The organism is Acinetobacter sp. SWBY1 (genome assembly GCF_002946595.1).
In the GTDB taxonomy this organism is placed as follows: domain Bacteria; phylum Pseudomonadota; class Gammaproteobacteria; order Pseudomonadales; family Moraxellaceae; genus Acinetobacter; species Acinetobacter towneri.
On the sequence record NZ_CP026616.1, the window covers coordinates 1,487,127 to 1,502,125 of the forward strand.

Annotated in this window: 11 protein-coding genes; 7 read left to right on the forward strand and 4 right to left on the reverse strand. The window is 42.8% G+C overall.

The window, feature by feature from the left end:
• Window positions 1-30 precede the first annotated feature (30 nt).
• Together ilvN and C3Y93_RS07110 are read right to left on the reverse strand one after the other, a co-directional pair.
• Entirely contained in the window at window positions 31-522 is a 492-nt protein-coding gene (ilvN, locus tag C3Y93_RS07105; RefSeq protein WP_004974986.1) for an acetolactate synthase small subunit, read from the reverse strand.
• A complete protein-coding gene (locus C3Y93_RS07110; RefSeq protein WP_096902629.1) occupies window positions 519-2,246 on the reverse strand; it encodes an acetolactate synthase 3 large subunit in 1,728 nt (575 codons plus the stop codon). The genes ilvN and C3Y93_RS07110 overlap by 4 nt, the downstream gene beginning before the upstream one ends.
• 729 nt (window positions 2,247-2,975) lie before the next feature.
• Here C3Y93_RS07110 and C3Y93_RS07120 point away from each other — a divergent pair.
• The 4 genes from C3Y93_RS07120 (at window position 2,976) to holA (ending at window position 7,890) form a co-directional block, all read left to right on the forward strand.
• The gene (locus C3Y93_RS07120; protein WP_372238842.1) at window positions 2,976-3,347 is read left to right on the forward strand and encodes a DUF4124 domain-containing protein; all 372 of its coding nucleotides are present in this window, start codon (window positions 2,976-2,978) and stop codon (window positions 3,345-3,347) included.
• Between the two features lie 130 nt (window positions 3,348-3,477).
• Window positions 3,478-6,099: a leucine--tRNA ligase gene (gene leuS / locus C3Y93_RS07125; protein ID WP_104852511.1), complete on the forward strand. Its 2,622-nt coding sequence runs from the start codon at window positions 3,478-3,480 to the stop codon at window positions 6,097-6,099.
• Window positions 6,100-6,338: 239 nt separating this feature from the next.
• Window positions 6,339-6,869 (forward strand): LPS assembly lipoprotein LptE, encoded by a 531-nt coding sequence (gene lptE / locus C3Y93_RS07130; RefSeq protein WP_104852512.1) that lies wholly within the window; start codon window positions 6,339-6,341, stop codon window positions 6,867-6,869.
• 22 nt (window positions 6,870-6,891) lie between these two features.
• On the forward strand, window positions 6,892-7,890 hold the full coding sequence (holA, locus tag C3Y93_RS07135) for a DNA polymerase III subunit delta (protein WP_104852513.1): 999 nt from the start codon (window positions 6,892-6,894) through the stop codon (window positions 7,888-7,890).
• Window positions 7,891-7,940: 50 nt separating this feature from the next.
• Here the strand turns inward: holA and C3Y93_RS07140 are convergent, their stop codons facing one another.
• Window positions 7,941-8,390, reverse strand: a complete 450-nt coding sequence (locus C3Y93_RS07140) for a bacteriohemerythrin (protein WP_004974971.1) — start codon at window positions 8,388-8,390, stop codon at window positions 7,941-7,943.
• 413 nt (window positions 8,391-8,803) lie between these two features.
• Between C3Y93_RS07140 and C3Y93_RS07145 the strand changes: the two genes are divergently transcribed.
• From C3Y93_RS07145 to C3Y93_RS07155, 3 genes are read left to right on the forward strand one after another with little or no spacing between them, the layout of a single operon-like run.
• The gene (locus tag C3Y93_RS07145; RefSeq protein ID WP_104852514.1) at window positions 8,804-10,138 is read left to right on the forward strand and encodes an efflux RND transporter periplasmic adaptor subunit; all 1,335 of its coding nucleotides are present in this window, start codon (window positions 8,804-8,806) and stop codon (window positions 10,136-10,138) included.
• A gap of 1 nt (window position 10,139) precedes the next feature.
• Complete coding sequence (locus C3Y93_RS07150) at window positions 10,140-12,113, forward strand: MacB family efflux pump subunit (protein WP_104852515.1); 1,974 nt, start codon at window positions 10,140-10,142, stop codon at window positions 12,111-12,113.
• Window positions 12,114-12,135: 22 nt separating this feature from the next.
• The gene (locus C3Y93_RS07155; protein WP_104852516.1) at window positions 12,136-13,572 is read left to right on the forward strand and encodes an efflux transporter outer membrane subunit; all 1,437 of its coding nucleotides are present in this window, start codon (window positions 12,136-12,138) and stop codon (window positions 13,570-13,572) included.
• 96 nt (window positions 13,573-13,668) lie between these two features.
• Here the strand turns inward: C3Y93_RS07155 and C3Y93_RS07160 are convergent, their stop codons facing one another.
• Complete coding sequence (locus C3Y93_RS07160) at window positions 13,669-14,937, reverse strand: sensor histidine kinase (protein ID WP_004974961.1); 1,269 nt, start codon at window positions 14,935-14,937, stop codon at window positions 13,669-13,671.
• Between the last annotated feature and the right edge of the window lie 62 nt (window positions 14,938-14,999).

Genomic DNA, 14,999 nt, shown 5'->3' on the forward strand with positions numbered 1-14,999 from the left:
TCGATGAGTAAAATTAACTATGAAATTTAGTTAAATGGTTAAAACTTTTTCGCCGCGTGCGATACCTGACACACCTGAACGCACAACTTCTAAAATGGTGTTTTCAGCAATCGCGTCAATAAAACCATCTAGTTTTTCAGTTGTACCCGCAAGCTGCACCGTATAAGTCGTTGGTGTGACATCCACAATTTGACCACGGAAGATGTCTGCAGTACGTTTGATTTCAGCACGTGCAGCACCCGATGCTTTGACTTTAATCAGCATCAATTCGCGTTCAATATGCGGGCCTTCTGACAGGTCGACCACTTTAACCACTTCAACCAATTTATTCAGTTGTTTGGTGATTTGCTCAATTTTATGATCATCACCATAAGTTGTAAGCGTTAAACGTGAAAGTGTTGGGTCTTCGGTTGGTGCAACGTTTAAAGTCTCAATGTTATAACCACGTTGAGAGAATAAACCCACTAAACGAGAAAGCGCACCTGATTCGTTTTCAACGAGAACGGAAATAATGTGTCTCATTCTGTGCGCTCCCCTTTACCTAACCACATATCTTTCATGGATTGACCCGCAATTTGCATCGGATAAACGTGCTCTGTACGGTCAACCATTACGTTAATGAATACGCATTTGTCATTAATCGCCATCGCTTCTGCAAGCTTAGACTCAAGCTCATCGGCATGGTTAATTTGAATACCAACGTGACCATAAGCTTCCATCAATTTAGGGAAGTCAGGCAATGAGTCAACATAAGAACTTGAGTGACGACCTTCATAGTTCATATCTTGCCATTGTTTAACCATACCTAAAGCTTGGTTATTCAAGCATAAGATCTTAACGTTTAAACCATATTGCTTACAGGTAGAAAGCTCTTGGATACACATCTGAATCGATGCTTCACCCGTGATACATACAACCTGTTGATCTGGATAAGCCAGTTTAGCCGCCATAGCATACGGTAAACCTACACCCATAGTACCTAGACCACCAGAGTTCAACCATTGACGTGGACGCTTGTACTTATAGTAGTTCGCGCCAAACATTTGGTGCTGACCTACGTCAGAAGTAATGATCGCATCACCATTGGTCACTTTGTCTAAAGCTTCAACTACTTGTTGCGGCTTCATCGTGCCATCGGTTGGTTTGTCATATTTCAAACCATGAACTTTACGCCATTCATTGATCTGATTCCACCATGCAGCAATCGCTTCAGGGTTTGGCTTGGACACATTTAATTGCTTCAATTGAACCAACATTTCCTGAAGTACAGGTTCAACCGCACCTACAATTGGAATGTGTGCCATGATGGTTTTTGAAATTGTCGCAGGGTCAATGTCAATATGAATGACTTTGGCATTTGGACAGAATTTTGCAGGGTTATTGGTTACACGGTCATCAAAACGTGCACCAATACACAAAATCACATCGGCATTGTGCATGGTCATGTTGGCTTCATACGTACCATGCATGCCCAACATACCAATAAATTGTGGATCATTACCCGGGAACGCGCCCAAGCCCATTAATGTATTGGTTACAGGGAAGCCCAAGATGTGTGCAAGTTCAGTCAATTGCTCAGAAGCATTACCCTGAACAACACCACCGCCTGAATAAATCACAGGACGTTTGGCATTTAATAGCTCATCAATTGCTTTGCGAATTTGACCTGAGTGACCACGATGCGGCGGTTGATACGAACGCATCTTCACTTTTTCTGGGTATTCGTAAGCAAATTTTTCTGCTGGGTTGGTTGCATCCTTAGGAATATCAACCACCACAGGACCAGGACGACCTGAAGATGCAATATAGAATGCCTTCTTAATCACTGAAGGAATTTCGCTTGCATGACGCACTTGGAAACTGTGTTTTACAATCGGACGTGAAATACCCACCATATCGGTTTCTTGGAAGGCATCTTCACCAATTAAGTGTGTTGCAACCTGACCTGACAAAATCACCATTGGGATTGAGTCCATATAAGCCGTTGCAATTGGAGTTACCGTGTTGGTTGCACCAGGACCTGAAGTCACCAGCACCACACCAGTTTTACCTGTTACGCGCGAGTAGGCATCTGCCATATGACCAGCAGCTTGCTCATGGCGCACAAGGTAATGATTAATTTTGTCTTGTTGAAAGAACGCATCGTAAATATGAAGTACTGCGCCGCCTGGGTATCCAAAAACATGCTCAACGCCTTCGTCCGCCAATGCGCGAACGAGCATTTCACCACCAGATAAAAGTTCCAACGTGATTCACCCTAGTCTTGTCACTGCAAAATGGGAGACACCTGCAGTGTTTTGTTCATTAATTCCTGCACTGTTATAGCACACATATTTCATAGTTTTCATGGCAATAGGAAAAATTTCTGATCTGATTACCGTATAAGCAATATGAGATCTAAAACGTGTTGGGGTAAACACATTTTATAAGCTTTGTTCAGCTTCTCGGCTAGAGAAGTTGCCCATTGCATGACATGACACTTATTCGAAGGGTGATCGATCTAAGGCACATAAAACTAAAGTGTGCATTTTTGTAGTTTACCAGACTAAAGTCAAGTTTAAAAATCGGCTTTTTCTGCTTTATTTATAAACTGGGTATTTTTTGCGCTTTGTGTCATCCATCACAATTTAATCCAAAGTCTAATATTTCCATATAAAACAAATAATTTCAGAGATTTGCTGAATTTTTTATAATTTTTTAATATCACATACATAAAAATAAAGAATGAATTAAAAAATATATAAATCGCTTGGTTATGATTCACCAACGCATTTCAGCTTATTTTAACTTGCAAATAGACAAGTCAATGCTCCAATTTTAAATAGGCGATATTGCAGATAAAAATCATCAAAAAATTGTCAATAAATCCTAGCTTCACGGGGAATTATTGCTAAAATTTAGCCAACATGATTTTTTGTAATTGGTTTTCTGCCATTTACCTTTTTTGCTCAGGACTTCCAAACATGAAAACGCCAATGATCCGCTTGAGTTGTCTTTCTGCAAGCTTGATTTTAATTTTTGCCACTAGCTCAGTTTCTGCAAAACAATATTACAAGTGGGTCGATGCAAATGGATCAACCCATTACACCACGACACCACCACCAAAAACAGCCAAGAAAAAAGGTAAAGTCGATACCTACGGCTGGAAAAATTCAGCACCTACTGTTGCCATTCCTGCAAATTCTACTGCGAACCCTGAGCCTACTGCTGCAAATGCAACAAACCAACAAGCGACACCAACCACAAATCATCCTGCAGGAAATCCAGCCATGGATCAGCAACAACGTGAAGCCAATGCAGCTTTAAATCAGGCACAACAAGAACGTGCCAACCCACAAGTTTTTTAAGTTTTAAGCCATAAAGTACGACTCGCTTAAATTTTCCTGCACAATCCAACGCGCAAAATTCAATTTAGCTGCATTTTGCGCTATGCTGTGTGACACACTTTTTTTAACCGTTTATTCCTGATTTAACCTTATGACTACTCACATTGACCCTGAATATCAAGCCAGTGCGATTGAACCCCAAGTCCAAAGCGACTGGGAATCTCGTAAAGCCTTTAAAGTTGCCGACACAGTCGAAGGTCCACATCGTTATATCCTCTCGATGTTCCCTTACCCAAGCGGCAAACTGCACATGGGTCACGTGCGTAACTACACCATTGGTGATGTAATTAGCCGTTTTCACCGTTTAAAAGGTGAAACAGTCTTACAACCTATGGGTTGGGATGCTTTTGGTTTACCTGCTGAAAACGCAGCGATTGCGCATCAGGTTGCCCCAGCTAAATGGACTTTTGAAAATATCGCCTACATGCGCGACCAATTGAAAAAACTAGGTTTGGCAGTAGATTGGGATCGTGAATTTGCCACTTGCACCCCAGAGTATTACCACTGGGAACAATGGTTATTCGTGCAACTGTATAAAAAAGGGTTAATTTATCGCAAACTCTCGACAGTCAACTGGGATCCTGTCGATCAAACAGTTTTGGCCAATGAACAGGTCGAAAATGGTCGTGGTTGGCGTTCAGGTGCATTGGTAGAAAAACGCGATATTCCAATGTACTACTTCCGCATTACCGATTATGCCCAAGAATTATTAGACGATTTAGAAACTTTAAAAGATGGTTGGCCACAGCAAGTCTTGACCATGCAGCGCAACTGGATTGGGCGTTCGCAAGGGATGGAAATCACATTCCCATCGGCAAATCCTGAAATTTATGCAGATGGTCTGACTGTATTTACAACGCGTGCTGACACGTTAATGGGTGCAACTTATGTGGCTGTTGCTGCAGAACATCCAATGGCGTTAAAAGCAGCAGAAAATAATGCACAATTAAAAGCCTTTATTGAAGAATGCCGCATGGGTTCTGTGGCAGAAGCTGACCTTGCCACTGCCGAAAAAAAAGGTATGGCGACTGGCTTGTTTGTGAAGCATCCAGTAACGGGTAAAGAATTGCCAGTGTGGATTGCCAACTATGTGTTGATGTCTTACGGTTCTGGTGCGGTGATGGCTGTACCTTCGCACGATGAGCGTGATTTTGAGTTTGCCTATAAATTCCAATTGCCAATTATTCAGGTGATTGATGCCAAAGGTGCAGACGATGCGGACTTTGACACAACCCAATGGCAAGAATGGTACGGTTCTAAAGAAGGTAAACTGGTCAATTCAGGCGAATTTGATGGTTTAGATTTCCAAGCGGCTTTTGATGCACTTTTAGCGAAATTAGAGCCACAAGGTTTAGCCAACGTAAAAGTACAATTCCGTTTACGTGACTGGGGTGTTTCACGCCAACGTTACTGGGGTTGCCCAATTCCAATGATCAACTGTGAAAAATGTGGACAAGTTCCAGTGCCAGAAGATCAACTTCCTGTCATTTTACCTACCGATGTTGTGCCAGATGGCTCAGGCAACCCGTTAAATAAAATGCCTGAATTCTATCAAACCACTTGCCCATGCTGTGGTGGCGAAGCACGTCGTGAAACCGATACCTTAGATACTTTTGTAGAGTCATCTTGGTATTACGCACGTTACGCATCTCCAGACTTTACAGGTGGCATGGTCAAGCCTGAAGCTGCACAAACTTGGTTGCCAGTCAATCAATATATTGGTGGTGTAGAACACGCCATCTTGCACTTATTGTACGCGCGTTTCTTCCACAAACTTATGCGTGATGAAGGCGTGGTACAAGGCAATGAGCCATTTACCAACTTACTGACTCAAGGCATGGTCTTGGCTGACACCTTCTACCGCGAAGCAGAAAGCGGCAAGAAAACTTGGTTTAACCCTGCCGATATCGAGCTTGAAAAAGACGAAAAAGGTCGCGTTCTTTCGGCTAAATACATAGGCGATGGTCAAGCTGTGATTGTTGGTGGTCAGGAAAAAATGTCGAAATCGAAAAATAACGGTATCGACCCACAAGCCATTATTGACCAATACGGCGCAGATACTGCACGTGTATTTATGATGTTCGCTGCACCACCAGATCAGTCTTTAGAATGGTCAGATGCAGGCGTTGAAGGTGCGAACCGCTTCTTAAAACGTGTTTGGCGTTTAGCAGCAGGTTTCCTTGAAAAAGGCAGCAATACAACTGTAATTGACAGTAGTAAACTTGCTACAGCAGCGCAAGACTTACGTCGCAAAACCCATGAAACCATTCAAAAAGTGGGCGATGATATTGAACGTCGTCATGCGTTCAACACTGCAATTGCAGCATTGATGGAACTCTTGAATGCTTGCAACAAGTTTGAAGCGCAAAACGAACAAGACCTTGCGGTTGAACGCGAAGCAATTGTGACGTTATTGACCTTGCTTGCGCCATTTGCACCACACTTGAGCCAAACCTTATTGGCAGAGTTCGGAATTGAATTAACCTCCACCCTATTCCCTGTGGTCGATGAGTCTGCATTAACCCGCAATACTCAAACGATTGTGGTGCAGGTAAATGGTAAATTACGTGGCAAGCTTGATGTAGCAGTAGATGCATCTAAAGAAGACATTCTTGCACTTGCCAAAGCCTTACCTGAAGTACAACCATTCTTGACTGGGCCAACCAAGAAAGAAATTGTAGTACCAAATAAGTTAGTGAATTTGGTGGTTTAAACCCTTAAGTTCCATGTCCTTTTAGGAGAGGGCTAGGGAGAGGTAAATATATAACCCCTCATCCTCTTGCGGAATATATTCCTCATCCTGAGCCACATGTGGCGCAAGAGAAGGAACTTTCTGAAGGATTTCACAATTTCCAAACAAAGCCCGTTGTCACTCAACGGGCTTTGCACCTACAATCAAGATATTCTCAACTTCCACTTTTAAACCTTCAAGAATATTACAGAGGACAGCACATGCACTTTAGCCAACGTTTAGCAGTCATTGTTTTAACTTGCGGACTCAGTGCTGGTTTAGTCGGCTGTGGTTTTCATTTAAAAGGCACCAATCCAAGCATTGCACCTGTGGCCTATTCAAAAATGAGTCTGGCACTCCCTAGCAATGCCGAAGAATTAGAAGAAAAACTCTCTATTCACATGGGTACAGCAGGCGTCCAACTCAGTAATGACCCTAATGCCTACGTGTTGCGTGTATTGGAATACACTCCACAACGCCTAAGACTGAATGGCAAATTGGTCGAAACTTTATTACGTTTAAGTGTGACGTTCCGCATTGAAGATGCGCAAGGCAACCCGATCACCGAACCTCGTACAATCATGGCAAGCCGTAGTTATCAGTATGATGTCGCAACTGTGAATACCGATGATCAGGAACAAAAATTCTTAAAAGAAGTCATTATTGATGATGTGGCACAGCAAATTGTGCGTCAAATTTCATCTAACCGCTTACCTTTGGTCAACCCACCAGTTTACACGCCTAATAAATAAGCAACTGAGTTCAGATTAATCTATGAAACTTGACTATCTACAAGCTCTCAAACGTGTTGATGAAGCATGTGGCGCATGGATTTTGCATGGTCAAGAACCTTTACTCGAACAAAACTTGCTGGATGCTTTTCGTGCCAGTTGGCAAAAACAGGATATTGAACGTCAGCGTTATGATTTAAATAGCGTTAGCGATTGGAAAAATGTATTCAATGCCTTAAACAGTCTGTCACTGTTTTCGAGTCAATTGGCGGTTGAAGTACACGGCAATATCAAGCCTGATGCCAGCACACTAAAACAACTGAAAAGTTATATTCAACACAATGAACAAAACTTGCTGTTGGTGGTCATGCCCAAACAGGACAACAACAGCTTAAAATCCAGTTTTTTCCAGTTGATTGATGCCAATGGGGTCAATGTTGCACTCACGGCGAATTATCCTAAAGATCGGCAGCAGATTTTAGGTTTGGAAGCAGAAAAGCTTGGCATCCAATTGGGACATGATGCGTGGCAATGGTTGGAACAACATCATGAACACAACCTTTTGGCTGCCAAAAATAGCTTAATGCGGGTCAGTGACACCTTTCCTGAAATTCAGCAGATTCAGATTGAACATTTACATGCCTGTTTACAAGATCAATCCCGTTATAGCACTTACGATTTAAATGATGCTTTACTGACGGGAAATTTAGCGCAAGCTATGAAAATTTTTCAATACCTCATGGCTTCGGGTGAAGCCATGAGTTTAATTTTGTGGAGCATCAGCAAAGAAATGCGCTTACTGATGCAATTATTTGAACAACCACAAAATGCTTTGCAACTGGGTATCTGGAAAAACAAAGTCAGTGTTTATCAGCAAGCTTTGCGACGTTTAAATCCAAATAGTTTCTTGCAATGGCCCGCCCTATTATTGCGTATTGATGCCGCCATCAAAGGGATGTCCAAGGAAAACCCTGAACATTTGGTGCTACAAGCCATTACAGAACTCTGTGGTAAAACGCTGTTTGCTTCTCACTCGGCTTAATTAAGCAGACTTCATCAAATAATTTTTAAAATCATCTGCTTTTCAGAGGATTAGCTAAAGAAACGTGCAAACCAACTTTTGCCTTTTTTCTGTTCCTGTGAACGCAAATAATGCAGCATATTGTCGCGTACCGCATCGACATAATCCTGATCATCATGCTGAATATGGTTAATCAACCATTTAGACAACAAACGATACAAATCATGTTCTACCGATTCGCCATTGGCAAAACGCTGACGGCAATCATTCAAACGCTTCACAAAGAGTTCGTGAATACCACGATGTGATGGTAAGTATTGATAATTGACCTGTGACAACAAGTTTTCTTCAAAGCTAAAATGCGATTGCGTATAGTCAATCAAGTCATCCAAGACTTCTTTGATTTGCTCCCGCGCACCTGTCGCCCGAATTTTTTCCAGCGCATTAATATAGTCCAGAATTTGTCGATGTTGATTGTCAATCACATCAATTCCGATATTAAATTTCTCACTCCACTCCATGATTTACCCCTCAGATTTTTTGCTTAAAGTCATGTTTTATTGCATCGTCCCGATGCCGTATTATCCTAATGATTAAATCCATAATTATTTTATGGAATTTGATACTAGCTGCTTTTAATTCTTAAATCCATATAGAAAATAAGGTTTTTTAAGCAACTTAGACCATAGTTGTATTTTTCAGCATTTATCATAAAAATTCATAAAATTATCATAGAGATGAAACAAACTACCCCACCTCGTTAACAGATGCTATTTTCACTTTTTTTATGGATGTAATACCGTACTCAGACTGTATTAAATCTAGCTCAAACCACCAATAAATAATTCTCATTTGCAGTTTCTTCAAAAAATTCACGATTTATCCTTATTTCACTTCTATAATCCTTTTAATTTCTTTTTCTGTTTTTTGACTCATGCCAAAAATAAAATCGACCAAACTTATTGCGGGAATTATCATTGCGCTGATGCTGGCATTTGCCGCTTGGTATTTTTTAAAACCCAAAGAACAACAACCGCAATACATTACTGCCGAAGTGAGCCGTGGAGATATTGAAAGTGCGGTGTTGGCAACAGGCGTACTTGAAGCCACCAAAATGGTCAGCGTTGGTGCGCAAGTTTCGGGTCAAGTCAAAAAAATGTATGTTCAGTTAGGCGATCAGGTCAAACAAGGACAGTTGATTGCCCAAATTGACTCTGTACGACAGGAAAACGAGTTTAAAACAGCACAAGCCAGCATTAAAAACCAACAGGCACAATTGGCGGTTCGACAAGCTAATCTTGCTAAAGTCGCAGCAGAATATCAGCGTCAACAAGCCATGTATGCGCAAGATGCGACCTCACGTGCCGAACTTGAAACTGCCTTAGCCAACTATAAAACTTCGCAAGCAGAAATTGCTGCCATTAACGCTCAAATTGAACAGTCACGCCTAACTTTAGACACGTCTAAAGAAAATTTAGGTTATACCCGTATTCTTGCCCCAATGGATGGCACTGTCGTCGCAATTGTGACCGAAGAAGGTCAAACCGTGAACGCCAATCAAAGTGCGCCCACGATTGTTAAATTAGCCAAACTTGACACCATGACTGTAAAAGCAGAAATTTCTGAAGCGGATGTAATGAAGGTCGAAGAGGGACAAACGGTCTATTTCACCACCTTGGGCAACAGTGAGAAAAAACATTACGCTACTTTACGTCAGGTAGAACCTGCACCCAAATCCATCAATACCGAAAGCAATAACAATACGTCATCATCTTCAAGTTCTGCCGTGTACTACAACGCTTTATTTGACGTACCAAATGAAGACGGCAAGCTACGCATCAATATGACCGCACAAGTGTCCATTGTTTTGGCAGAGGCACGCAATGTGCTGACCATTCCTGCTGCTGCGGTACAAGGTGTAAACCGTTCACGCAGTCGTGGCAACAGCAATAATTCAGACAGCAACGTACGTGCTGAGCGCGACAATACCAATGCCAGCTCTGCCAAACGCCCTCCCCGCTTGGAGTTGACTGCCAATGAAAAAGCCTTGGTTGATCAAGGTAAAGCCTCTTTAGGTATGGTACGTGTACTGCAAGCTGATGGTTCAGCTCGTCCACAATCGGTATTGCTTGGCTTAAATAACCGTGCAACAGTACAAGTCATTCGTGGCCTAAAACTGGGCGATCAAGTCATTATTGCCGATGGTTCCGATACCTCAAATGATGCGGCGAAGCGTGGTGGTCGTGTTGGTCCATCAGTGAGAATGTAAGATGAGTCAGTCACAACCTCTGTTAGAGGTCACCAATCTGACCCGTGAATTCCCTGCGGGCGAATCTACAGTACAGATTCTCAAAGGTATTGATCTGAAGATTTACCCAGGTGAATTGGTTGCAATTGTGGGTCAGTCAGGTTCAGGAAAATCCACCCTCATGAATATTTTGGGCTGTTTGGATCAACCCACCACGGGCAGCTATAAAGTCAAAGGACGCGAAACCCGACAACTTGAAGCCGATGAATTGGCACAGCTACGTCGTGAATATTTTGGTTTTATTTTCCAGCGCTATCACTTATTGGGTGATTTAAGCGCTGCGGGCAACGTCGAAGTGCCTGCAATTTATGCAGGTGCCGATGTTGAAGAACGACAAGCACGCGCGACTGCGCTGCTCAGTGACTTAGGTCTAGCCGATAAAACCCAAAACCGCCCAAGTCAGCTTTCAGGTGGACAACAACAACGTGTATCCATTGCACGTGCCTTGATGAATGGTGGCGATGTGATTCTTGCCGATGAACCCACAGGTGCACTCGACAAGAATAGCGGTATTGAAGTGATGCGGATTTTGCGTGAGCTAAATACCAAAGGTCACACCATCATCTTGGTCACACATGACCATAATGTCGCTAAAAATGCCACACGGATTATTGAAATCAGTGACGGGCTTATTATTTCTGATCAGCCCAACACACCTGCCGATCAGGATGATATTACTCAACAAACCTTGCAACATCCGCCACAAAAAAGAACTTCAGCTTGGCGCTCTGTATTTGATCGTTTAGGTGAAGCCTTCCGCATGGCGCTACTGGCGATGAATGCACATCGCATGCGCACCTTTTTAACCATGCTCGGGATTATTATCGGGATCGCTTCGGTTGTATCTGTTGTGGCACTGGGCAATGGTTCACAGAAACAAATTTTAGAAAACATCAGCAGTTTAGGCACCAATACCATCACCGTGTTTCAAGGGCGTGGTTTTGGTGATACCTCGCGCTCATCTCAGCTTAAAACCCTAATTCCTGCCGATGCCGATGCTTTGGCAGAACAACCTTATGTGGATGGGGTCAGCCCATCGGTCAATAGCAACGTCACAGTACGTTTTAAAGACACCGAGGCTTCTGCCACAGTCAATGGTGTGAGCGAAGACTTTTTCTATGTGCGCGGCATGAACTTCCAGTCGGGTCAGCCTTTTGACAAACACAGCGTGCTGGAACAAGCGCAAGATGTGGTGATTGATCACAACACCAAAAATACATTTTTTAGTGATGGCAGCAACCCTGTCGGGCAAGTAATTTTATTGGGCAGCGTACCCAGCCGTATTATTGGCGTGGTCGAAGAACAAAAAAGCATGATGGGCAATGCCGACAGCTTAAATGTGTATTTGCCCTACTCTACGGTAATGAGCCGCATGCTTGGCCAAAGCCATGTGCGCAGCATTATTGTACGAGTCAAAGATGAATATCCAAGTGCTGCAGCAGAAAATGCCATCCTAAGTCTGTTGGTACAGCGTCATGGTGCGCAGGATGTATTTACTCAAAATGCCGACAGTATCCGTGAAACCATCCAACAAACTACCGCCACCATGACCTTACTGGTTTCTGCTATTGCAGTGATTTCACTGGTGGTCGGTGGAATTGGCGTAATGAACATCATGTTGGTCTCTGTCACAGAACGCACCCAAGAAATTGGGGTACGCATGGCAGTCGGCGCACGACAAAGCGATATTTTGCAGCAATTTTTAATTGAAGCCATTTTAGTGTGTATTTTAGGCGGTGTACTTGGCGTCTTGCTCGCACTCGGAATTGGGCAATTGATTAATCATGTGGCAGGTGGAACCTTTCAAATGGCGTACTCCACCACCTCGATTGTAGCCGCTTTTGTCTGTTCAAGCCTGATTGGAATTGTGTTCGGTTTTATTCCTGCACGTAATGCTGCCCAACTGAACCCTGTCGATGCGCTATCTAGAGAATAAGGAATTAGAGTAAGGAATGATGATGCGATTTAACCAGAAGTCACGACAATTCAGCCAACTCGTCACTGCGCTTTTTCTTGGCAGCAGCTTAGTGGGTTGTGCAGCCGTAGTCAAAACACCTTATCAGGCACCTGCTGTAAATATTCCTCAACAGTTTGAGCAGCAGCAAAAAAGCCAGCAAGTCCTTGCACAACTAAATACAGACCGTTGGTGGACACTCTTTCACGTTGCTGCTTTAAATCAATTGGTTGAACAAGTCTTGGCGCGTAACAGTGACCTCGCGGTTGCAGGACTGAATTTACAACAAGCCAGATTACAAGCAAAACAAAGCCAAAGTCAGCAAGGTGTCCGGATTGGCAATGCAGGTATTTCTACAGGGCATCAATTTAGTTTAGAGGGCAATGGTGATACAGCGCGTGGGATTTCGCTGAATTATCCCGGACTGAGCTATGAATTGGACTTATTCGGTAAACTTGCCAATCAGACTGAAGCTGCACGTTGGGAAGCCTTAGCCACCGAACAAGACTTACAAGCCACCGCACAAAGCCTGATTGCAACCACTGCCAATTTATATTGGCAATTGGGTTATTTAAATGAACGCTATGTTGTCGCACAACAAAACCTTGCCAGTACGCAAAAAACGTATCAATTGGTCAGTGCGCAATATCGCGCGGGTGCAGTTTCAGGATTGGATTTAAACCAAGCCGAACAAGCCCTGCAAAGTCAAAAATCAACCTTGAGCCAAATTGCACAGCAAAAAGTTGAAACACGCACCGCCTTGGCAGTTTTACTGCATCAACCTGTGCAAATGTTGAATATCAATGAACCACAGAGTTTAGCCGCTGTTCGTTTACCGAATATTACTGCTGGCTTACCTGCAGAACTGCTGTCACGTCGTCCCGACTTACGTGCAGCCGAATTACGTTTACGTAAAGCCTTGGCCAATAAAGATGCCAATCGAGCCAGTTATTACCCATCCATCAGTCTTACAGGCACACTCAGTACAGGTGTCGGTACAGGCGCGCATACCTCTTTAAGCGATGCCCTAAAAAACCCAATTGCCACTTTAGGTGCAGGTTTAACCCTGCCATTTTTGCAATGGAATGATATGCAGCGTGATCTAAAAGTGAATGCTTTGGAATATGAAAAAGCCATTGTGCAATATCGACAAACTTTATATAAAGCCTTTGCCGATGTCGAAAATGCACTGTCAGCACGAACCGCGCTGAATCAACAAGTCGCGCTGCAAAGCCGCAATTTAGCACTGGCAGAGAAAACTGAACGCTTAACTGAGGTGCGTTATCGGCATGGTGCGATTGCCTTAAAAAACCTGCTAGATGCACAAGAAACCACCCGCAATGCACGTTTAAGTTTATTGCAGACCAAGCAAAACCAATACAACGCCTATGTGACTTTATTGCAAGCGTTGGGTGGTAGTCCGATTCAAAACATTCAATAATGCAAGAGTTGATCTAAATTGATCACGATAAAAAAAGCCTGTGGATGATTTTAAACATCCACAGGCTTTTGCTTGCTTTGTATATAAACTTTGAAATTAAGTTTTCTCAGATAATAACGCTTCTTTACTTAATACTTGATGGCTACTGGTCGCAATTGGCAAACTGACTTTAAAAGTCGTTCCCACACCTTCTTTCGATTCCACCACAATTTGCCCGTGGTTCAAATCGACAAAACGCTTACACAACACCAAACCTAAACCAATACCCTTTTCACCTGCAGTGCCTTTAAAACTAACAGTAAGTTTAGGCTCGAACAGCGTTTCGAGTTGTTGTGCAGTCATGCCCAAACCCGTATCTTGAATATAAATATCCACACTGGTTTCTGTTTGCTCTGCACGTAAAATGACTTTGCCTGTGCCATCGGTAAAGGTAAATTTCAGCGCATTCGACACCAAATTTTGAATCACCGAGGTAATCATATTGATGTCGGCATAAACTTTAATGCCTTCTTCAACTTGATCAATCAGTTCAATATTTTTCTTGATTGCCAAACTTTTCAACACATCGCAAACAATTTTGGTCGATTGCTTTAACTCAAAATTAATTGGGTGATACACAAAGCGTCCACCCTCTGCCATCGCCCAATTCAATAAACTTTCTAGCAAGTTATAGGTCGATTGTGCTGTGTCGAATAAATAGTCGGCAATATTTTGAATACTAGAATCATCCAAAGTTTCGCGCTCTTGCGCTAAAACTTCCGAAAACCCCAATAAGCCATGAAATGGCGCGCGCAAATCATGCGCAATAATTTGGAAAAATTTGGTTTTACTAAAATTCAATGCAGACTGCTGTTCATACAGTTCTTTTAAGCTTGCATAATCAACTTTTAATTCAATATAACGCACCAAACCTGCAGCAAACTCCGCCACTGTCGGCAAAGCACCTAAACTAAACGCTTCTTCACGATGATCAAATAACAACAACTGCCCAATAGACTCGCCATCGGTTTTGAGTAAATCCAGTGCGATTAGGCGCGCGGCTTCTATCCCCAAACTTGCGATGTGCTGCACAAAATTTGCATATTGAGGATGTTGAGGTTCAATCAGTTGCTGACCTTGAAAGAAAGCGTCTAACCGTGCGTTTGGGTTGGCACGAAAGGCTTTAAAAACTTGATTGGTGGAATACCAGATGTACGGCTCATTTTTAAAAGTCAAAATGGCATGATCTACTTGCAGCATTTGACGGGCAAACTTCAAAAAACCATCAATTTGGTTACTTGGCGTATGTACACCCAATAATAACGAGAGTGTGCAAGCACTGAGTTGCTCCGTTTCAGGACCAATTTCCAGCAACTGTATTTTCATTTTTGCCTCGTTAATTAAAGTGTGCCGCGCCTATGAATTATTTTGTCTACAAAACTCATCCA